The sequence below is a fragment of the Sphingomonas lacusdianchii genome, from assembly GCF_022664395.1.
Taxonomy (GTDB): domain Bacteria; phylum Pseudomonadota; class Alphaproteobacteria; order Sphingomonadales; family Sphingomonadaceae; genus Sphingomonas; species Sphingomonas lacusdianchii.
This window is the reverse complement of the sequence record NZ_JAKRET010000005.1, coordinates 114,866-135,213: the sequence shown is the minus strand read 5'-3', so window position 1 is coordinate 135,213 and position 20,348 is coordinate 114,866. Positions and strand designations below refer to the sequence as shown.

The 20,348-nt window shown below is 68.3% G+C and carries 19 protein-coding genes; 15 read left to right on the top strand and 4 right to left on the bottom strand.

Annotated elements, in window-relative coordinates; genetic code table 11:
* Positions 1-17: 17 nt before the first annotated feature.
* Positions 18-1,022: a YihY/virulence factor BrkB family protein gene (locus MF607_RS08745; RefSeq protein WP_242117585.1), complete on the top strand. Its 1,005-nt coding sequence runs from the start codon at positions 18-20 to the stop codon at positions 1,020-1,022.
* Here MF607_RS08745 and MF607_RS08740 read toward each other — a convergent pair.
* Entirely contained in the window at positions 1,016-1,477 is a 462-nt protein-coding gene (locus MF607_RS08740) for a MarR family winged helix-turn-helix transcriptional regulator (protein WP_242117583.1), read from the bottom strand. The two genes, MF607_RS08745 and MF607_RS08740, sit on opposite strands and share 7 nt — an antisense overlap.
* A 105-nt stretch (positions 1,478-1,582) precedes the next feature.
* Between MF607_RS08740 and gntA the strand changes: the two genes are divergently transcribed.
* Positions 1,583-2,269: a guanitoxin biosynthesis heme-dependent pre-guanitoxin N-hydroxylase GntA gene (gene gntA, locus MF607_RS08735; protein WP_242117581.1), complete on the top strand. Its 687-nt coding sequence runs from the start codon at positions 1,583-1,585 to the stop codon at positions 2,267-2,269.
* Complete coding sequence (locus MF607_RS08730; protein WP_242117579.1) at positions 2,266-2,850, top strand: DUF1989 domain-containing protein; 585 nt, start codon at positions 2,266-2,268, stop codon at positions 2,848-2,850. The genes gntA and MF607_RS08730 overlap by 4 nt, the downstream gene beginning before the upstream one ends.
* On the opposite strand, the gene MF607_RS08725 is transcribed toward MF607_RS08730, so the two are convergent.
* Positions 2,847-3,599, bottom strand: a complete 753-nt coding sequence (locus tag MF607_RS08725) for a prepilin peptidase (protein ID WP_242117577.1) — start codon at positions 3,597-3,599, stop codon at positions 2,847-2,849. The genes MF607_RS08730 and MF607_RS08725 overlap by 4 nt on opposite strands.
* A gap of 95 nt (positions 3,600-3,694) precedes the next feature.
* Here MF607_RS08725 and MF607_RS08720 point away from each other — a divergent pair, with 95 nt between their 5' ends.
* From MF607_RS08720 to MF607_RS08665, 12 genes are all read left to right on the top strand, one after another.
* Positions 3,695-4,879, top strand: coding sequence for an acetyl-CoA C-acyltransferase (locus MF607_RS08720; RefSeq protein WP_242117576.1), 1,185 nt, complete (start codon positions 3,695-3,697; stop codon positions 4,877-4,879).
* A gap of 85 nt (positions 4,880-4,964) precedes the next feature.
* Entirely contained in the window at positions 4,965-7,223 is a 2,259-nt protein-coding gene (locus MF607_RS08715; protein WP_242117899.1) for an FdhF/YdeP family oxidoreductase, read from the top strand.
* Entirely contained in the window at positions 7,220-7,999 is a 780-nt protein-coding gene (gene fdhD / locus MF607_RS08710) for a formate dehydrogenase accessory sulfurtransferase FdhD (protein WP_242117574.1), read from the top strand. Before MF607_RS08715 ends, fdhD begins: the two co-directional genes overlap by 4 nt.
* Positions 7,996-8,535 carry a molybdenum cofactor guanylyltransferase gene (gene mobA, locus MF607_RS08705; RefSeq protein ID WP_242117571.1) on the top strand — a complete coding sequence of 180 codons (540 nt, stop codon included), beginning with the start codon at positions 7,996-7,998 and terminating at the stop codon, positions 8,533-8,535. Before fdhD ends, mobA begins: the two co-directional genes overlap by 4 nt.
* Positions 8,536-8,568: 33 nt before the next feature.
* Complete coding sequence (locus MF607_RS08700) at positions 8,569-9,042, top strand: chemotaxis protein CheW (RefSeq protein ID WP_242117569.1); 474 nt, start codon at positions 8,569-8,571, stop codon at positions 9,040-9,042.
* Positions 9,039-10,307, top strand: coding sequence for a CheR family methyltransferase (locus MF607_RS08695; protein WP_242117566.1), 1,269 nt, complete (start codon positions 9,039-9,041; stop codon positions 10,305-10,307). The genes MF607_RS08700 and MF607_RS08695 overlap by 4 nt, the downstream gene beginning before the upstream one ends.
* On the top strand, positions 10,304-10,816 hold the full coding sequence (locus tag MF607_RS08690; RefSeq protein ID WP_242117564.1) for a chemotaxis protein CheW: 513 nt from the start codon (positions 10,304-10,306) through the stop codon (positions 10,814-10,816). The genes MF607_RS08695 and MF607_RS08690 overlap by 4 nt, the downstream gene beginning before the upstream one ends.
* Positions 10,817-10,819: 3 nt before the next feature.
* Complete coding sequence (locus MF607_RS08685) at positions 10,820-12,478, top strand: methyl-accepting chemotaxis protein (RefSeq protein ID WP_242117562.1); 1,659 nt, start codon at positions 10,820-10,822, stop codon at positions 12,476-12,478.
* Positions 12,479-12,481: 3 nt separating this feature from the next.
* The gene (locus tag MF607_RS08680; protein ID WP_242117561.1) at positions 12,482-14,485 is read left to right on the top strand and encodes a hybrid sensor histidine kinase/response regulator; all 2,004 of its coding nucleotides are present in this window, start codon (positions 12,482-12,484) and stop codon (positions 14,483-14,485) included.
* A gap of 7 nt (positions 14,486-14,492) precedes the next feature.
* A complete protein-coding gene (locus tag MF607_RS08675; protein WP_242117558.1) occupies positions 14,493-15,533 on the top strand; it encodes a chemotaxis protein CheB in 1,041 nt (346 codons plus the stop codon).
* The gene (locus MF607_RS08670) at positions 15,530-17,176 is read left to right on the top strand and encodes a response regulator (protein WP_242117556.1); all 1,647 of its coding nucleotides are present in this window, start codon (positions 15,530-15,532) and stop codon (positions 17,174-17,176) included. The genes MF607_RS08675 and MF607_RS08670 overlap by 4 nt, the downstream gene beginning before the upstream one ends.
* Complete coding sequence (locus MF607_RS08665; RefSeq protein ID WP_242117553.1) at positions 17,176-18,975, top strand: response regulator; 1,800 nt, start codon at positions 17,176-17,178, stop codon at positions 18,973-18,975. Before MF607_RS08670 ends, MF607_RS08665 begins: the two co-directional genes overlap by 1 nt.
* Here MF607_RS08665 and MF607_RS08660 read toward each other — a convergent pair.
* Both MF607_RS08660 and MF607_RS08655 read right to left on the bottom strand, forming a co-directional pair.
* Entirely contained in the window at positions 18,950-19,675 is a 726-nt protein-coding gene (locus tag MF607_RS08660; protein ID WP_242117551.1) for a hypothetical protein, read from the bottom strand. The genes MF607_RS08665 and MF607_RS08660 overlap by 26 nt on opposite strands.
* Positions 19,676-19,691: 16 nt before the next feature.
* Positions 19,692-20,303, bottom strand: coding sequence for a L,D-transpeptidase family protein (locus MF607_RS08655; RefSeq protein ID WP_242117549.1), 612 nt, complete (start codon positions 20,301-20,303; stop codon positions 19,692-19,694).
* Positions 20,304-20,348: the final 45 nt, after the last annotated feature.

Sequence of the window (20,348 nt, the reverse complement as noted above, 5' to 3'; positions counted from 1 at the left end):
CAGCGAAGGGGAAGAACGTGACCGACACCGCGACACCGATCGATCCGGCAACGATTCCGGGGAGCCAGTCGACCCATCCATGGGCCCATCCGTGGCCGGCATGGCGCGCGATCCTGTTCCGTGTTTATACGATGGTCGGCTACCATAATCTGACGCTGATGGCGGCCGGCGTCGCGTTCTACGCGTTCCTGTCGTTCGTGCCGCTGCTGGGTGCGATCGTCATGACCTATGGCCTGGTCGCCGACCCGTCGACCGTGTCGCGGCACATGCAGACGATCTTCGAACTGGTGCCGGCCGATGCCGCGCGGCTGATCTCCGACCAGCTGATCGCGGTGGTGACGACCGCGTCGTCGCAGGCCGGCCTGGGCCTTGCCGTCGCGCTGCTGTTGTCGATCTATGGCGCGATGCGGGCGGCAAGCGCGATCATCCAGGCGCTGAACGTGATCTACGAGGAGGAGGACGAGCGCAGCATCATCACGACGACGCTGTTGTCGGCGATGATTACCGTGGCGGCGATCATTGCGGCACTGGTCGGCATCGTCTCGGCGGGCGTGCTGACGTGGATCCGCAGCGAGACCCAGTTCCTCGGTACCGCCGGCGCGGTGTTCATTCAGGGTGCGACGTGGCTGGTCGCGGGGGGCATCGCCAGCGCGGCGATCGCCTTCGCCTACCGCTACGGCCCCGATCGCGCGCGCGCGCAATGGCGATGGCTGTCGGTCGGGTCGGTTGCGGCGACGTTGCTATGGCTGCTGGCGACCGTCCTGTTCGGCATCTACGCCGCCAACTTCGCTGATTACAACGCGACTTATGGCGCGCTCGGCGCGGTCGTCGTGCTGCTGATGTGGCTGTTCGTGTCGAGCTTCGCGATCCTGATCGGCGCCGAGATCAACGCCGAGGCCGAACGCCAGACCGCGATCGATTCGACGGTCGGCCACCCCCGACCCATGGGCCGGCGCGGCGCGCGGCTGGCCGATACGCTGCCCACCAAGCATCAGGCCAAGCCGCGCCGCGACCGTTACTGATCGAGGGTCCGCCGTTCCATCGCATCGGCGGCGACCTGTACCCGTTCGAGCATGTCGCGCAGGACGTCGATCTCGCCTGGCGTAAAGGACGCGAACAATTCCTGTTCGATCAGCAACGCCTTTGGCGCGACCTGTTCGTAGAGTGCGCGGCCCGATGGGGTCAGTTGCAACAGGTGCGAACGTTGATCGCCGGCATTGGCACGCCGTTCGACCAGCCCGCGATCGACCAGCGCGATGGCGCCCCGGCTGACCGTCACCTTGTCCATTCGGGTCGCAACGCACAGCGATTGCTGGGTAATCCCGTCGCTCTCGGCGATCACCGTCACCAGCCGCCATTCGGGAATGCGCAACCCGAACAACGAGCGATAGGTCGATGCGATCGCGTCGGACACGCGATTCGAGGCGATGGACAGCCGATACGGCAGGAAGTCGTCGAGAAGCAGGCGTTTGTTCACGGACCGGATTGTTGCCGCGCCGCCTTCACTCGTCAACTGTCGCGGAACCGGTGTCAGTCGCGAAACGTACTCTCCATCCAATAACCGGGTCGGGACCTCCGAAATATGTTCAACTGGAAGCACGAAGCGCAGGATCGCCTGCAGGCGATGTTGTTCGAGCATGTCGACGACCGCGCCTTCCCCTGCGTCGGGGCGAAATCGGCAATGGCGAAGGGGACGCTCGACGTGCTGGCCTGCTCCCGCATCGACAGCGCATGGGACGATGTCCGCATCCACGATTCGCTGATGCGGCTGGCGGAGAATTATCGGCGCGATCGCGCCATGTATCGCAGCTTTGCGGTGATCTTCGACGGACCAGGCGATCTGAGCGAAGCCGAATTCGAGCAGGCACTGTGGCAACGTGTCCAGTCACTGTCCGACAAGGATGTGTGGCGTGGTCAGGATTATGACGCCCGGGTCAGCACCGATCCCGACAACCCGCATTTCTCGCTGAGTTTCGGGGGCGAGGCTTTCTTCATCGTCGGGCTGCACCCGCGCGCCAGCCGGCCGGCACGGCGGTTCGATCGCCCGACGCTGGTGTTCAATCTGCACGACCAGTTCGAACGGCTGCGCGCCGAAGGCAAATATGAGACGATGCGCGAGAAGATTCTCGTCCGCGACGAGGCGCTGGCCGGCAGCCGCAACCCGATGCTCGCCCGCCACGGTGCCGCGAGCGAGGCGCGGCAATATAGCGGGCGGCAGGTCGACGACCGCTGGGCATGCCCTTTCCACTATTCGGGGGAGGCAAAGTGAACGTCGTCATCCCCGAACGCTCTGGCACCGCATTCCGGTTGCAGGAGGGCGACACGCTGGTGGTGATCGATCCGCGTGGTTGTCAGGTCGCCGACCTGCTGGCGTTCAATGCCGACGATCTGGACGAAGTGATCTCCTCTGGCCGGACGCTCGATTATGCCGAGACGATCCGGCTGACGACCGGGCACAAACTCTATTCGAACCGCAGCCGGGTCATGCTCGAGATCGTCGACGACATGGTCGGGATGCATGATTTCCTGCTCACGCCCTGCTCCTACGACACCTTCGATCATTTCTATCCGGACCTGCCGCCACATCGTGGCTGTTTCGGCAATCTGGCGGCGGCGCTCGAACCCTATGGCGTGCGGCCCGACCGGATACCGGTCGCCTTCAACTGCTTCATGAACGTGCCGGTCGATCCAACGGGAAAGCTGAGCGTCCTGCCGCCGATCAGCAAGGCGGGCGATTCGATCACCTTTCGCGCGGCGATGGATTTGGTGATCGGGCTGACCGCCTGTTCGGCGCCGGCATCGAATGGCGGCAGCTTCAAGCCGATCGAATATCGGGTCGAGGCAGCTTAGACAGAGAGCGCCCAGCAGAGGAAGGCGGCGCCCGCAAGCAGCGTGCCGAGCGGCAGGCGGTCGGTCGCGGTGGGACGTCTGCCGGCGACCGCTATCGCCAGCACGACCGCCAGCCCGGCCAGCGATGCGATCAGCAACACGACCGGCAGTGCGCGCCAGCCGAGCCACAGGCCTATCGCACCGAACAGCTTCGGGTCGCCGCCACCCAGCCCGGTCCGTCCGCGGACCCGTCGGTAGAATGCGGCGACAAGCCACAGCGTCGCGAAGCCCCCTACCCCGCCGATCAGCCGCTCGGTCGTGTCGGGCGCGGCACCTGCCAGCCCTCCCACCAGCGCGGCGATGGCGAGGCTGACGGTGATGCGATCGGGGAGCCAGAAGGCGGCCAGATCGATCGCGCCCGACGTAAGCAACAGCCAGCCGCAGACGGCGCCGGCAACGCCCTCGAAACCGGGGGCAACAAGTCCCGCGACGATCCCGATGGCTGCGCCGAGACATTCGGTTATCCAATGTGCGGGCGCAATACGGGCATCACAGCTACGGCATCGGCCGCGCAGAACAAGAAAGCTCAGCAGCGGCACCAGATCGGTCGCGCGTAACGTCCGGCCGCAACCGTCGCAGGCCGATCGCCCGACCGCGATCGACCGCCCCTCTGGCCAGCGGATCGCCAAGGTTGCGATGAAGCTGCCGAACACCGCCCCCAGCACGCCGAGCAGAACGGGCCAGACATTGGGGGGAAGCGCGGACGACATGCCCCGCCCCTATCGACAGTTGCCGACATTTGCGAGGCGGGGGCGAAACGCCTAGATATGATATCAAACGAAACCAGAATCCGTTGGAGAGCCGCATGTCCGATCCCGTCGTCATCCTGTCCTATGCCCGCACGCCGATGGGCAGCTTTCAGGGATGCCTGACCGGGGCGAGCGCGACCGAACTGGGCTCGGCGGCAGTGGGCGCGGCAGTGGCGCGTGCCGGCCTGTCGGGCGAGGCGGTCGAGCGCATCTATATGGGCTGCGTGCTGCCCGCCGGTCTTGGCCAGGCACCCGCGCGACAGGCGGCGCTGGGTGCCGGCCTGCCGCAGCATGTCGAGGCGACGACCGTCAACAAGATGTGCGGGTCGGGAATGCAGGCGGTGATGATGGCCGCCGACACGATCGCCGCCGGATCGGCCGACATCATCGTCGCCGGCGGCATGGAGAGCATGACCAACGCCCCCTATCTATCGCAGCGGCACCGTGGCGGCGCGCGGATCGGGCACGATCGGCTGCTCGACCATATGTATCTCGATGGGCTGGAGGACGCCTATGAACCCGGCCGGCTGATGGGCAGCTTCGCCGAGGAGACCGCTGCCGCCTATGGCTTTACGCGGCAAATGCAGGACGACTTCGCCATCGCGTCGCTGACCCGGGCGCAGGCGGCGCAGGCGTCGGGTGCGTTCGATCGGGAAATCGTGCCGGTCGAGGTTGCCGGTCGCAAGGGCAGCACGACCATCCGCACCGACGAACAGCCGACGCGTGGCGACGCGTCGAAAATTCCGACGCTCAAGCCCGCTTTTGCCAAGGACGGGACGATCACCGCCGCCAACGCATCGTCGATCTCGGACGGGGCGGCGGCGCTGGTGCTGGCGCGGGCGTCGGTCGCCGACCGGCTGGGCCTGACCCCGGTCGCGCGGGTCGTCGCGCAGGCGGGCCATGCCCATGCGCCGGCTCGCTTCGCCACAGCCCCGGTCTTCGCCATGCGCCGTGCGCTCGACCGGGCCGGCTGGGCGAGCGGCGATGTCGACCTGTTCGAGGTCAACGAGGCGTTCGCCTGCGTGACGATGGCGGCGATGCACGACCTCGGCCTCGCGCATGATATCGTCAACGTGCATGGCGGTGCCTGTGCGCTCGGTCATCCGATCGGGGCGAGCGGCGCACGGGTCCTCGCGACGTTGCTGTCGGCGCTGGAGACGCGCGGATTGCGGCGGGGGATGGCGTCGCTGTGCATCGGCGGCGGCGAAGCCACGGCAGTCGCGGTCGAAATGGTCCTTTAACTACTGGAACTTTCGCACATCTTTCTGCGTACCCTACGCCTGACGGCGTGGCGAAGGGATGAATGTGGCGGATCGCGATGATGTGATGGGGTATGACGGCCCCGCCGGCGGTTGGGGTTCGGTCAAGGGGATGTCGAAAATCCTCGGCAAGGAACGCAACCGCCCCGCCGCGCTCGCCCAGCTAGCCCGCCAGAACAAGCCAAAGGGCTTCATGTGCACCTCCTGCGCATGGGGCAAGCCGGCCGAGCCGCACCCGTTCGAGTTTTGCGAGAACGGCGCAAAGGCCACGCTGTGGGACCTGACTCCCAACCGCTGCACGCCCGAATTTTTCGCCGAACATTCGGTCAGCGAGCTGAAGGGCTGGAAGGATTTTGATCTGGAGCATCAGGGGCGGCTGACCCACCCGATGCGTTACGACCATGCCACCGACCATTATGTCGAATGCAGCTGGGACGAAGCCTTTGCCGCGATCGGTGCCGAGTTGCGCGCGATCGATCCGAAGAAGGCGATCTTCTACGCCTCGGGCCGGGCCAGCCTCGAAACCTCGTATCTCTTCGCCCTGTTCGCGCGGCTCTATGGGCATAACAACCTGCCCGACAGTTCGAACATGTGCCACGAGACGACGTCGGTCGCGCTGAAGAAGACGATCGGTGCGCCGGTCGGCACGTCGATCCTCGACGATTTCGAACATTGCGACGCGATGTTCTTCTTCGGGCAGAATACCGGATCGAACAGCCCGCGTTTCCTCCACCCTTTACGCGATGCGGTGAAGCGCGGGTGCAAGGTGGTGACGTTCAACCCGGTCAAGGAACCGGGCCTGATCGCCTTCACCGACCCGCAAAACCCCTTCGAAATGGCGACGCGCAGCGAGACGAAGATTTCCTGCCAATATCACCAGGTCCGGCCCGGCGGCGACGTGGCGGTCATGATCGGTCTCGCCAAGCATGTGCTGGCTGCCGAAGACAAAAGCTGGGCCGAGCACAAGGTTCACGTCCTCGACGTCGATTTCATCGAGCAGCATACCGACGGCTTCGCGGCGTTCGAGGCGATGGTGCGCGCGACCGAATGGGCGGACATCGAACGCGAGAGCGGGCTGAAGCGCGCCGATATCGAGGCAGCGGGACAGGTCTATGTCGAGGCGGATCGGACGATCGGCATCTACGGCATGGGACTGACCCAGCAGGTCAACGGGTTCGACAATGTCGCGACCTATGTGAACCTGTTGCTGATGAAGGGGAATATCGGGCGCGTCGGTACCGGCATGTCGCCGGTCCGCGGGCACAGCAACGTGCAGGGGCAGCGCACCGTCGGTATCTCCGAAAAGCCCGAACTGGTGCCGATGGACCGGCTGCGCGAATTGTTCGATTTCGACCCGCCGATGGAGCATGGCCACAATACCGTGACCGCATGCGAAGACATATTGAAGGGTGAGATCGAAGCCTTCGTCTCGCTCGGCGGTAACTTCCTGCGCGCGATCCCCGATCTCGAGCGGGTCGAGGCGGCGTGGCCCGACATCCGCCTGACCGTCCAGATCGCGACGAAGCTGAACCGCAGCCACCTGATCAACGGCAAGACCGCCTATCTTCTCCCCTGCCTCGTCCGGACCGAGGTCGACAAGCAGGCGGGCGGCGAACAGATCGTGTCGATCGAGGATACGTTCAGCCATATCCACGGGTCGATCGCAACGCACGAACCGGCAAGCGAGCATCTGAAGTCCGAAGTCGCGATCGTCGCCGGCATGGCGAAGGCGACGCTCGATCCTAACCCGAAGGTCGACTGGGACGGCTGGACGGGCGACTATGCGAAGATCCGCAAGCTGATCGAAGCGACCTATCCGGAAGAGTTCCACGATTTCGAGGAACGCATGTTCACGCCCGGCGGCTTCTACCGCGGCAATTCGGCGCGCGAACGGGTGTGGAAGACCGAAAGTGGCAAGGCGGAGTTCACCGTACCACGCTCGCTGTCGGGAACGGCGATCGACGATGCGCCAGGACGGTATCGGCTCGTGACGCTCCGTTCGAACGATCAGTTCAACACGACGATTTACGGCTATGACGATCGCTTCCGTGGCATTTCGGGGACGCGCGACGTGTTGATGATGAACCCGGCCGAAATCGCCAAGGCCGGCTTGCACAAGGGACAGGTGGTGACGCTGATCGGTGACGCACCGGATGGCGTCGATCGTCGTGTCGCCGGGCTGAAAGTCGTGCCGTTCGACCTGCCCGATGGTTGCGTCGCGGGCTATTATCCTGAACTCAACCCGCTGATCCCGATCGGCTGGCACGACCATGCGTCGCAGACCCCGGCCGCCAAGGCGGTGCCGGTACGCATCGTCGCCGGATGATACGCGGCGATACGACCATCCGGCAGTTCGACCGGTTGGAACCAGGCGGGAAACGCACCGGGCACGACCGCGCCGTTGCGGTCGAGGCACCGATCGCGGTCGAGGTAAACGGCCTTGGCTATGCGGTGCTGATGGCGACGCCGAGCTATTTGGACGACCTTGCCCATGGGTTCGTGCTGGCCGAACGGCTGATCGACCGGGCGGAAGAGTTGATCGACGTCGATGCACACGCCACCGATGCGGGTACGCTGTTGCGCGTAACGCTGGCGGCCGAGCGTCACGACCGGGTGGCCGATCGTGTTCGGCATCGCGTCTCCGAATCGTCGTGCGGACTGTGCGGGATCGAGAATCTCGAACAGGCGCTGCGGCCGTTGCCGACCGTCACCGCCCGTTCCGTGGCGGACGACGCCGCGCTGTTCGCCGCTGCCGCCGCGCTGCGCGATCACCAGCCGCTGGCGCAGGCCACCGGGGCGACCCACGCCGCGGCACTGTGCGCGCCCGATGGCGGTATCCGGCTGGTTCGCGAGGATGTTGGCCGGCACAACGCGTTCGACAAGCTGATCGGGGCGATGCGCCGCGGCGGACACGACTGGGACGGCGGCTTCGCGCTGCTGTCGTCGCGCTGTTCGTTCGAACTGGTCGAGAAGGCGGTGCTCGCCGGATGCCCGATGCTGGCCACGCTGTCGGCCGCGACGACGCTGGCGCTGGACCGCGCGGCGACGGCCGGACTGGCGTTGCGGACGCTGGTCCGGTCCGACGCGATGCTCGCATCATGACACGGGTCCTGGGTGCGATCATCGCCGGCGGCCGATCGAGTCGTTTTGGCAGTGACAAGGCATTGGCGACGATCGGCGGCCGGGCACTGATCGATCGTGTCGCCGACGCCGTCGAGCCGCAGGTCGATGCGTTGATCGTGGTCGGACGCACGCATCCGGGGCTGGAGGCGGTACCCGACCGCCCGGCCCCCGATCTGGGGCCGCTGGGGGGCATCGCGGCGGCGCTGCACCACGCCTGCGCGGAAGGGTTCACGCATGTGTTGACCGTGCCATGCGATACGCCTTTCGTACCCGGCGATCTGCGCGCGCGATTGGCGGCGGCTGGCCCGGCTGCGTATCTGCCCGACCTGCCGGTCGTCGGGTTGTGGCCGATCGACGCGAACACGACCTTGCGCACGATGCTGCATGGCGACGGGTCGAGGTCGGTACGGGCCTTTGCCGACTGGATCGGGGCGGAACCGGTGACCGGCGCGGGCGAGATCGCCAACGTCAACACGCCGGGCGATCTCGCACGCATCAGCGCGCAACGCGACTGACAGCAGGCCAAGCCCGCGATATAGCAGGCCGCGATGACCGCGTCGTTCCTGATCCTGCGTATCGGCGATACCCGATTGGCGCTGCCCCTGTCGGCGGTGCGCGAGGTGCTGCCGATGCTGCCGATCGATGCGTCGCCGGGACTGCCCGTGCCCATACTGGGTTTCGTCTTGTTGCAGGGCGCGCCCGTGCCGGTGCTTGCCCCGCTGATGCTGCTCGATCCACTGGCACGGGTCGATACCGTCGCCCTGTCCGCGCATCTGGTGCGGCTGCGCGATGGCGGACCGTGCCTGCTTGTCGACCGGGCGGAGGACGTCGCGTCCGGCAACGTCGCGCCGGTATCGCCCGACCACAGCCTGAACGCGGCGATCATCGGCGAATTGCCGGTCGGGGACGACGTCGCGCATGTCATCGCACCGGATCGCCTGCTCCTCGACGGCGAACGCGCGACGCTGGCCGCGCTGACCGCTGCGGCCGCAAGGCGTGCCCAGCAGTGGAACGCGGCATGATCCACGACGTAGCCTTCGCCGCGGTCAAGGCGCTGGTGATCGACCGCACCGGTCATCATTATTATGTCGACAAGGATGCGCAACTCGCCGAGCGCATCGCCCACCGCATGGCCGAAACCGGCGACGCGACGCTCGCCGGCTATCGCGACCGGCTGCAGGACCCGCAGGACGCCGAATGGCCGTTGCTCGAAAGCGCGGTGACCATCAACGAAACCTTCTTCTTCCGCTTCGCCGAACAGTTCGAGGCGTTGCGCAGCGTCATCCTGCCGCGCCTGATCCGCCGCAATGCCGCCGAGAAGAGGCTGCGCATTTGGAGCGTCGGCTGCTCGACGGGCGCGGAGGCGCACTCGATCGCGATCGTGCTGACCGACCTGCTGGGCGAGGCGATCGGCGAATGGCGGATTGCGCTCACCGGAACCGATATCGACGAGGCGGCGCTGAACGCGGCGCGGCAGGCGGATTATTCGTCCTGGGCGTTGCGCACGGTCAGCGAGGGCGAGCGCGCGCGGCTGTTCGACCGCAACGGCGAGCGGTACCGGTTGAAGGAACGCTATCGCGGGATGGCGCGGTTCGAACGGCATAATCTGATGTCGATGATCGACGGGACCGCTGCGCTCGGCTTCACCGATTACGACCTGATCCTGTGCCGCAACGTGCTGATCTATTTCGCGCAGGATCATGCGACCGCCGTCGTGGGAGCGTTGGTCGAGCGACTTGCGCCCGAGGGGCTGCTGCTGCTGGGGCATGCCGAACCCAATCCGGGGTTCGATGCCGTTGCCGATCCGGTGCAGGCCGGGGGCGTTCTGGCGTATCGCCCAAAGGGTTCGGTCGAGCGGCCCGTGCCGGTCGTGCCGGTATCCGTCGCAATGCCAAGACCATTGCCCGCGACGCCGCCGCCGGCCCCGCCGCGACCGGTGGCGGTGGCGAAGCCGCTGCCCGTTCCGCCGCCCGTCGTCGGGCGGACGCAGGATGCCGTCGCGCGCTACTTCGCGGCGCTCGACGCGCTGGCGAGCGGCGACAAGGATTCGGCCGAGCGGGCGTTTCGCGATGCGCTGTATCTCGACCGGTCGTTCGCGATGGCGCATTATCAGTTCGGCCACTATCTGTTGGCGCAGGGGCGGCAGCCCGATGGGAAACGCAGCCTGACCAACGCGTTGCGCGTCGCCGCCGCGCTCGATCCCGCGACCGAACTGGCTGAGGGCGACGGCATGACCGCTGGCGCGATGACCGCCGCGATCCGGCATATCATCGGGACCACGCGGTGAGCGGGCGCCCGATCGTCGCCGAGGGGATGGACGCCGATGCCGTCGCGGCGGTGCTGCGCGCGCGGCAGCGGGCGGTGGCGGGGGAGCGGACCCAGCGCGATACGCCAACCGAGACGCTGCTGGCGTTCGTACTGGGCGGGGTGGCGCACGGGCTGCCGATCGCGCAGGTCCGGGCGGTGGCGATGGTGCCAAAGGTTACACGTGTGCCGCAGGGTCCGGCCGCCCTGCTGGGGCTGGTGGCATGGCGGGGGGCGGTAGTGAATCTGTTCGATCCGGCGGGGCTGCTGGCGCGCGAAGTTGACACGCCCGCCGCAATGATCGTCCTGCGCCACGACGCGCCGCGCATCGCGCTGGCGGTCGATGCCCTGCTGGGCGTGGTCGACGCGCCGCAGGGCGACACGACGCCAACTTTGTCGCGTCTGGTCGAGGGAGACGGCGAGCGCCTGACCCGTATCGACCCGGCGCTGCTGATCGAGCTACTGCTCCCCGCCCGTCTTCAGGAAGGATAAGGTTTGTCCGTTTCCACCCGGATCGCCGCCGGCTTCGCGGCTCTCACCGCGATCCTGCTCGCCCTCGGCCTCTATGCGCTGATCCAGATCGGCGAGGTCCGGTCGACCGTCGACCTGATCGTCGAACGCGACCTGTCGTCGATGGAGGCGCTGAACCGCATCGATCATGCTTTGTCGCGCAAGGTCGAACAGCGCGCGGCACTGGTTCGCGGGTTCCTGACCGGCGACAGCGCCGGCACGCGCGAAGCCACCGCCGGCTGGCGGGCGGCGGTCGACGACGCCGCGCGCGGCATCGCCGAACAGGAGCGCGCCGCCGAAACCTATCGCGCGAATGCCGTCACCGGCCTGCGGTCCGAACAATGGGCACGCATGGGCCGCCAGCTGGGCGATGCCGGCCGGGCGCTGACCCGCACCCGCAACGATGTCGAGACGCAGCTGGCCGCGATCCAAGCGGGCGACCGGGCGGGCGTATTGGCGGCGGAGGACGAGATCGTCCGCGACCATGCCGCGACCGTGGCCCGCGTCGGGCAGGCGCGCGAGACGCTGAACGCCGCGATCGAGAAGGGCCGCGATGCGACCCGCGACGTCTACACCGCCAGCCGCATATCGATCATCATCGGGCTGATCGTCGCGATACTGGTCAGCGTTGCCGTCGCAATCACCATCCGCCGGTCGATCGTCCGCCCGCTCGACGAGTTCATGGAGTTCGTCGGCCGGATCGGCGGCGGCGACCTGTCGACCACGACCGATGCGACCGGCAAGGACGAGCTGGGCCAGTTGGGGCGGACGTTGAACGAGATGGTCGCGGGACTGCGCACCATCGCCGCGCAGAACCGCGCCGCGACCACCAACCTGAACGCCGCGACCAACGAAATCCGCGCATCGACGCAGGAGCAGGCGGCATCGGTCGAGGAACAGCTGGCCGCGGTGCAGGAAACGGCGGCGACCGTCGACGAAATCACCCATAGCGGGGCGCAGATCAGCCGCCGCGCGCAGGAGGTCATCGCGCAGGCACAGGCAACCGCACAGGTCAGCGATGCCGGGCTGAACGCGGTCGGCGACACCGCGCGGGCGATGGACGCGATCCGCGAACAGGCCGAGGCGGTCGCGACCAACATCGTCGCGCTGTCGGAAAAGACGCAGGCGATCGGCGACATCATCGCCACGGTCAACGACGTGTCCGAACGGTCGCACCTGCTGGCGCTGAACGCGTCGATCGAGGCGGCGGCGGCGGGCGAACAGGGGCGCAGCTTCGCGATCGTCGCGGCCGAGATGAAGCTGCTGGCCGATCAGGCAAAGGGCGCGACGCGCAACGTGCGGTCGATCCTCGGCGATATCCAGCGCGGTATCAATTCGTCGGTGATGCTGACTGAGGAAGCGGTCAAGCGCGTCGCATCGGGCAAGGAGCGGACCGATGCCGGCCATGCCGCGATCGAGGAACTGGCGACGCGGGTGCAGGAAAATGTCCAGACGTTCCAGCAGATCGTGGCATCGACCAACCAGCAGCAGATCGGCATCGAACAGGTGACGATCGCGTTGCAGAATATCCGCGAGGCATCGCAGCAGACCGCGTCGTCGACCCGGCAGCTCGACCAGGCGGCGGGCGATCTGGGCGAATTGTCGCGTACACTGGTCGGGCTGACCGAACGCTACCGGCTGTAGGCCATGGACGAATTGCAGGCCGAATTGATGGCGGCGTTCGCGTCGGAGCTGGCCGAGCATATGGCCGGCATCCGCGCGGCGCTGGCCGATGCCGATGCCGGGCGGCCGGTCGACCTGCGCGAGTTCAGCCGGCGGGCGCATAGCCTGAAAGGGGCGGCGCGCGCCGTCGAACTGGCCGCGACCGAGGCGGCGGCGCATGAGGCCGAGGCGCTGTTGCTGGCGGTCGAGCGCGGCGACCGCGCGCTGGATGCCGCCGCGATCGCCGAATTGCGGACGCTGGCCGATGCGATCGAGGATGGCGCCGCGCCGCCGTCGGTCGAGACGACGCGCGACCATGAGCCCGAACGCCGCGTCGCGATCGCCGGGCACCGCGTCGAACGGCTCGGCCGGTCGCTGCACGTCATGGCGACGCAGGTCGCCGAACAGGGACAGGTCGCCGAGCGACTCGACGCCCTCGCCGAGGATCTGGCGGCGCTGCACCCGTTGCTGGCCATGGGCGGCGATGGCGAGGCGGCGCGACGGCTGCGGCAGGCGACCGGCGAACTCGACCGCATCCGTCGGCTGCACGGCCGGCTGCGCGACGCGCTCGACCGGTCGAGCGCCGAGCTGGAGCGCGATGGCGAGCGGCTGTTGCTGCAACCGGTCGCGACGCTGTTCGACGGGCATGAGCGCGCGGTCCGCGACCTTGCCGCCGCCGAGGGCAAGATCGCGCGATTGCAGGTGGCCGACAGCGATGGCGAAGCCGATCGCCGGGTGCTGAACGCGTTGCGCGATCCGCTGCTGCACCTGCTGCGCAACGCCGTTCGCCATGGGATCGAGACGCCGGCGGTGCGGCGGCGCGCGGGCAAGGAGGATGCCGGTACCATCGCCGTCGACGCGCGCATCGATCGCGGGCGGATGACGATCGCCGTGCGCGACGACGGCGCCGGGCTGGACGATGCCGCGATCGTCGCGCGGGCGCGCGCTGCCGGGCTGATCGCCGCCGACGCGCCCGCACCGCGCGGAGCCCAGCTGCATGCGCTGCTGTTCGAACAGGGATTTTCGACCGCCGACCGTCTGGACGAAGTCGCCGGGCGTGGCATCGGCCTGTCGGTCGTCGCCGAGGTCGCCCGGCGGCTGCACGGAACGGCGACGATCGCGCGTAGTGCGCTTGGCGGAACGGTCGTGTCGATCGCGGTGCCCGTCGCGCTCACTCGGCGGACCTTGTTGCTGGTCGAGGTCGGCGACATGCGCGTCGCGCTGCCGTCCGATGCGGTCAGGCAGGTGCGGCGGATCGATCCGACCGATCTGACGCCGAGCGGCGGCGACACCATGGTGACCGTCGATGGCGAGGCCGTGCCGGTCGGTCGGTTGTGCGACGTTCTGGGCGTGGCGCAGGGCGCGGCGAACGGCAGCCTGCCGGCGGTGCTGGTCACGGCCGACGGCGTCCGGCGGATGCTGGTCGTCGATGCCCTGAGCGACGTGCGGGCATTGCTGGTCGGCGACGTCGCGGCAATCGCCGCCGATGTACCGCTGGTGCTGGGCACGGTGCTGCTGAACGGGGAAATCGTGCTGGTGCTCGACCCGGCGCAACTGGTGCGCGACCGGCCCGGCATCGTCCGGCCGCCGATCGCGGTCGCCGCCGCGCCGGACACGAGCAGCCACACAATTCTGGTCGTCGACGATTCGATCACGACCCGCACGCTGGAGCGCAGCATCCTCGAAGCGCAGGGCTACCGGGTGCTGATCGAGGTCGACGGGCTGGCGGGACTCGAGCGGTTGCGATCCGGTCTCGACGCGATCGACCTGGTCGTCGCCGATGTCGAAATGCCGCGCATGGACGGGTTCGGATTGCTTGCCGCGATACGGAACGATCCGGCACTGAAAACTTTACCCGTCGTCATGATGACCTCGCGCAACAGCCCCGACGACATCGAACGCGGCCTCAGCCTCGGTGCGGATGCCTATGTCACCAAGCAGGACTTCGATCAGGGCAAGTTGATCGCCGTCGTCCAGCAATTGATCTGACCCGCCGATGCGTGATCGTACCCATCCGGCCCGCGTGATGATCGTCGAGGATTCGATCGTCGTCCGCACCTTGCTGACCCACATCATCAACGACGATCCGCGGCTGACCGTTGCCGGTGCCTTCGCCAACGCCGAGGAAGCGATCGCGGCGATGCCGGCGGTGCAGCCCGACGTCATTTCGATGGATATCCGCCTGCCCGGCATCGACGGGCTGGAGGCGACGCGGCGGATCATGGCCGACCAGCCGACGCCGATCGTCGTCATTTCCGCCAGCATGGACGGCGGCGCGATGGGCAACAGCATGGACGCATTGCGCGCGGGGGCGCTGTCGGTCGTCGAAAAGCCCGTCGGGCTGGGCGATGCCGCCTATTCGCGGGTAGCCCAGGAAATCCGCACGCAACTGGCGATCATGAGCGAGGTGGCGGTCGTCCGGCGGCGGATGCGGACCGCGCCGGTGCTGCCGGTACCGGTGTCGCGACAGCGCGCGCCGCAGATGTTGCTGGTGGCGGCATCGACGGGCGGCCCCCCTGCCCTTGCCCGGCTGTTCGCGGCGCTGCCCGCCGAGCTGCCGGTCCCGGTATTGCTGGTCCAGCATATGGGGGCAAGTTTCATGACCGGCTTTGCCAGCTGGCTCGACAGCGTCGTGCCGCAGCGGGTCGAGATTGCCGGGCATGGCGAAGCGCCGCGCGCGGGGAGCATCCATGTCGCGCCGGGCGACGCACACCTGACTGTCAGCCGCAGCGGCACGATGCTGGTCGGGCGCGACGCGCCGGTCAACGGCCAGCGTCCGTCGGCGACCCGGCTGATCGAGAGCGGCGCCAGCGCGCTGGACGGGGCGGCGATGGCGGTGGTGCTGACCGGCATGGGCGAGGATGGCGCGGTGGGCGTACAGGCGCTGCTGGCGGCGGGCGGACAGGCGGTGGCCGAGGATGCGACCAGTTCGGTCGTCTATGGCATGCCCGCCGCCGCGCACCGGATGGGGGCATTGTCGCTGCCGCTCGACCTGATCGCACCGCATATCCGCCGCGTGCTGGAACGGGCACGATGATGGAGGGTGCGTCGATCCTGCTGGTCGAGGATTCGGAGACGCAGGCGCTGCAACTGCGCCGAATGTTCGAGCGGGCCGGGCTGCGGGTCGCGCGGACCCGCGATGCCGAGACCGCGCTGGCGACGCTGAACGATGCGCGGCCCGACCTGCTGGTCGTCGATTACCGGCTGCCGGGGATGAACGGCGACGAACTGGTGCGGATCGTGCGGCAGACGGGCGCGACGCGCACGCTGCCGGTGCTGATGCTGACCGGCGACGATGCGTCGGAGGTCGAGCGGCAGGGCCTCGACAGCGGCGCCAACGCCTATGTGCCCAAGCGCGGCGGCGGCGAGTTGATCGTGTCGCGGATCCGCGCGCTGCTTCGCCAGACGCGCGGACGGCCGATCGAGGACGGGCCGGCGCCGGCGCTGCGGCAGGCGCGGCTGATGCTGCTCGATACCGATGACGCGAACCGCGATCCGCTGGTCGGGCGGCTGTCGGCAGAGGGGTATCGGGTCGATTGCTGCGCCGATCCGGTGGTGGCGCTGGCGGCGATCGAGGCGGACGATATCGACGGCATCCTCGTCATCGAGCGCGAGCGGGATTTCGCGTTGTCGGCCCGGCTCGACGGATGCCGGGTGGCGCGGGCGAGCGGGATGGCGCTGGTCGCGCTGACCGACGATGCCGAACCGGCGACGATGCTGGCCGGGCTGGCCGCCGGCGTCGACGATGTCGTGTCAAGGCGCAGCGACGGCGACATGCTGCTGGTCCGCATCCGCGCGATCGTCCGGCGCAAGCTGGCACGCGACGAGGAGGCCGCCGGCATCGCCCGCGAGCGGGCACAAGCGATCGCGCTGGCACAGGCGCGTGCGGAGGCCGATTCGGCGGACCGGCTGGCGCAGGCCAATGCCGAACTGGCCGGGGCCAACGCCCTGCTGCGCGAGACACAGGCGCAGCTGGTGCAGTCGGCCAAGATGGCGTCGCTGGGCGAACTGGTCGCGGGCATCGCGCACGAGATCAACAATCCGCTCGCCTTCATCCTCGCGCATCAGGCGACCGTCGAACGCGCGGTGGCGGGGGCGCGCGAGGCCGACGATGCGACGCGGGCGACGCTGCTGACCAAGGCGGCGGACCGGCTGGGCTCGATCCGGTCGGGACTGACCCGCATTCAGGAACTGGTGGTGAAGCTCCGGCGCTTCTCGCGGCTCGATGACGGAGAGGTGTCGCAGATCGACATTCCCGATGCGATCGATGCGGTGCTGACGCTGCTGGCGCCCCGGCTGGGGACGGTGCGGGTGGTGCGCGATTATGGCCCGGCACGGATGCTCGAATGTTCGGGGGCGCTGGTCAATCAGGTGGTGATGAACATCGTCGCCAACGCCGCCGACGCGGTCGATCCGGTGGCGGGGGAAATCGCGATCGCGACCGGATCGGCGGACGGCCAGTATCTGATCCGGATCGACGATAACGGCCCCGGCATTCCCGAGGACAAGCGCGAGCGGGTGTTCGAACCGTTCTTTACGACCAAGGATGTCGGCGCCGGTACCGGGCTGGGCCTCGCCATCGCGTACGGCGTGGTGCGGTCGCATGGCGGCACGATCGAGATCGGACGTGCGACACGGGGTGGCGCGTCGTTCGCGATCAGGATACCGGAACAGTCATAATGGAAACCGCCGGTACCCAACCTTTGCTGCTGCTGGTCGATGACGAGCGCGAGATCCTCGTCGCGCTGACCGACCTGCTGGAGGATCGGTATCGCATCCTGTCCACCACCTCGCCGGTCGAGGCGCTGGGCCTGATCGCGGTCCATCCCGACATCGCCGTGATCGTGTCCGACCAGCGGATGCCCGAGCTGACCGGCAGCCAGTTCCTGGCGCGCGCGCGTACCGCGACCGATGCGGAGGCGATCCTGCTGACCGGCTATGCCGATCTGTCGGCGGTGGTCGCGGCGCTGAACGAGGGTGCGATCAGCGGCTATGCCAACAAGCCGTGGGATGCCGAGGCGCTGACGGCGATGATCGCCGCCGCCGCCGAACGCCACGCGCTGCGCCGGGCGCTGGCGTTCGAGCGCGCCGCCTTTCGCGGCCTTGCCGACAGTTCGGGAGACGCGGTCGCGATCCTCGATGCGGAGGGGCGGATCGTGCGCGGCGCGAACGATGCGAGCGTCGACGCGCGCGATCTGGCGGCGCTGGCGCAGGACCGGGTCGACGACGAGGACCGGCATCAGGCGGTACCCGGCGGCGACCGGTGGACGCATGTCCGGCGCATCCCCTTCCAGGCGGGAAGCGACCGCTACCTGCTGCGGATCGAGCGGGACGACACCGATCGCCGACTGGCGCAGCGGCGCCACCACCAATCGGAAAAGCTGGAGGCGCTGGGCACGTTGTCGGGTGGTATCGCCCATGACTTCAACAACCTGCTGGCGGCGATCATCGGCAATCTGGAGCTGGCCGAACGGCGCATCGACGATCGCGACCGGCTGAAGCGCTATCTGGCATCGGCGGGGGAAGCCGCCGGGCGTGGCAGCGCGATCACCCGCCGCCTGCTCAGCTTCAGCCGCCAGCGCGACCTTGCCGCCGAAATCTTCCGCCCCGACGCCGCAATCCGCGCGATCGAGGAGCTGATCCTGCGGACCACCGCCGGGCGCATCCGCGTCGCCTATCGTTTTGCCGAGGATCCCTGGTCGGTGCGCACCGATCCGGGACAGTTCGAACTGGCGCTGCTGAACCTCGCGATCAATGCGCGGGACGCGATGGACGGCGGCGGGACCGTCGGCATCGCGACCGAGAATATCGTCGATGCCGCCGCGCAACTGCCCGAATTGCGCGGACCGTTCGTCCGCATCTCCGTCACCGATACCGGCAGCGGCATCGACGATGCGGTGCGCGAACGCGTGTTCGAGCCGTTCTTCACCACCAAGGCGCAAGGGGCCGGGACCGGACTGGGCCTGCCGATGGTGCGGGCGATGGCCCGCGCGGCAGGCGGCGAGGTGACGATCGACAGCGTCGTCGGTCAGGGTACGACGATCCATTTGTGGCTGCCCCGCGCCGAAGCCGACAGCGCGACGACCACGCTGCCCGATCCGCATGCCGTGACGCCGCGCCGGCTGTTGCTGGTCGAGGACGATGCCGAAGTCCGCGCCGTGGTCGCCGCGCAGCTGGAGGCGGTCGGGCACAGCGTCACCGTACAGGGATCGGCCCGCGCGGCGGTCGAGGCGCTGGAGGCGGGCGCGCGGTTCGACCTCGTGCTGACCGACTTCGCCATGCCCGATCTGTCGGGGATCGACGTCGCCAACCGGGTACGGTGCTGCTGTCCCGACGTGCCGGTGCTGCTGATCACCGGGTTCGCCGAGATCGGCGACACGCCGGTCGGATTGCCGGTACTGACCAAGCCGTTCACCGGCGACCAGTTGCACGCGGCGATCGCGGCGGCGCTGGCTAATCCGGACAGCGCACGCGGCTGATCGGCCGGCCGCCGGTAGCGATGGTCAGCCGGTCGCCGGTTACGCGCAGCGTCTGCGTCGCGGTCCAGCGTTCGCCCTCGCCGTCATAATCGGCGGTGATCCGGACGCGGTCGGTCGCAAGCGGTTCGACGTTCGTCACCCGGCCGGCGCTTTCATGGAACAGGATTTCGGACGGCGTGACCCGCACCCCGTCGATGGAGGTCGCCGGACTGGCGCAGGCGGCGGCATCGATATTCCATTCGCCGAGGAAGGTCGCGGGGATGGTCGCTGCCGTCTCGCCGAGTGGCGGTGCCGGCGTGCCGGTGAAGGCACAGCCGCGCACGGTCCGGTCGCCGAAGGTCAGCGTGCCGGTAAAGTCGCGCGGGGCGCCCGACATGTCGTCCTTGCAAGGGCTGCGGATGACGCTGACGATCAAGGTCCCGCGATCGTCGCGCGCGGTCCAGCTACGGCGATCGGCAGCAATGGTACGATCGACGATCTTCAGGCGACGCTCGGGCAGGTCGACCCCGGTCAGAAGCACGGCGTCTGCGGCTACCTTCGCCGAGTAAAAGGGTTCGTTGGTCGTCACCGTGATCTGGTCGGGTACGGTCGAGGTAATCGGCTTCGAGGTCGCGGTCGGCTGCCGCGTCGCGGTCGGTTGCGGCGTCGGGGCAGGCGCGGGGTCGCGGCGGTCGTTGCAGCCGGCCAGCCAAAGGACCATGACGGAGATAGCGATGCTAGCGCGGGTCGGCACGCCGGCCTCCCATGCTGACCCGGTCATCGCGACCGGCGAGCATTGCCACCTCCGCCTCCAGCCGCGGGACCGGATCGGCGGAGCGGTAGGCGGGAAAGGCGATGACGTCGTTCACCACCGCCACCTGCCCGCCCAGCGCCGTCGCGGCGAACAGTGCGCGGGCAAAGGCGGTCGGGATGCGGATACAGCCATGCGACGCGGGAAAGCCCGGCAGATTGCCGGCGTGCAGCGCCACGCCGTCCCAGGTCAGCCGCTGCATGAACGGCATCGGTGCGTTGTCGTACAGGTTGGAGCGGTGGAACGGCCGCTTCTGCAGGATGGTATATTCGCCGATCGGCGTGGTCTTGCCCGGTTTGCCGGTCGATACCGTCGACGCACCGACCAGCACGTCGCCGCGATAGACGAACAGCATCTGCATCGGCACGCTGACGACGATGCTGACCGGTCCGGGCAGGTGGGGATCGTCGCCCCAGCGATGCGCCCCCGGCCGCATTGCCAGCGCGGCGCGCTCGATGGCCAGCGCGTCCGATCGCTGCGCCAGTGCCGGCGACGGCAGCAGCGCCAGACACAGGCCGAGGCGGAGCGCGACGTTCATGCGCCGACTATTCCCCAGCCGCGCCGCGAACGCAAATGCCGTATC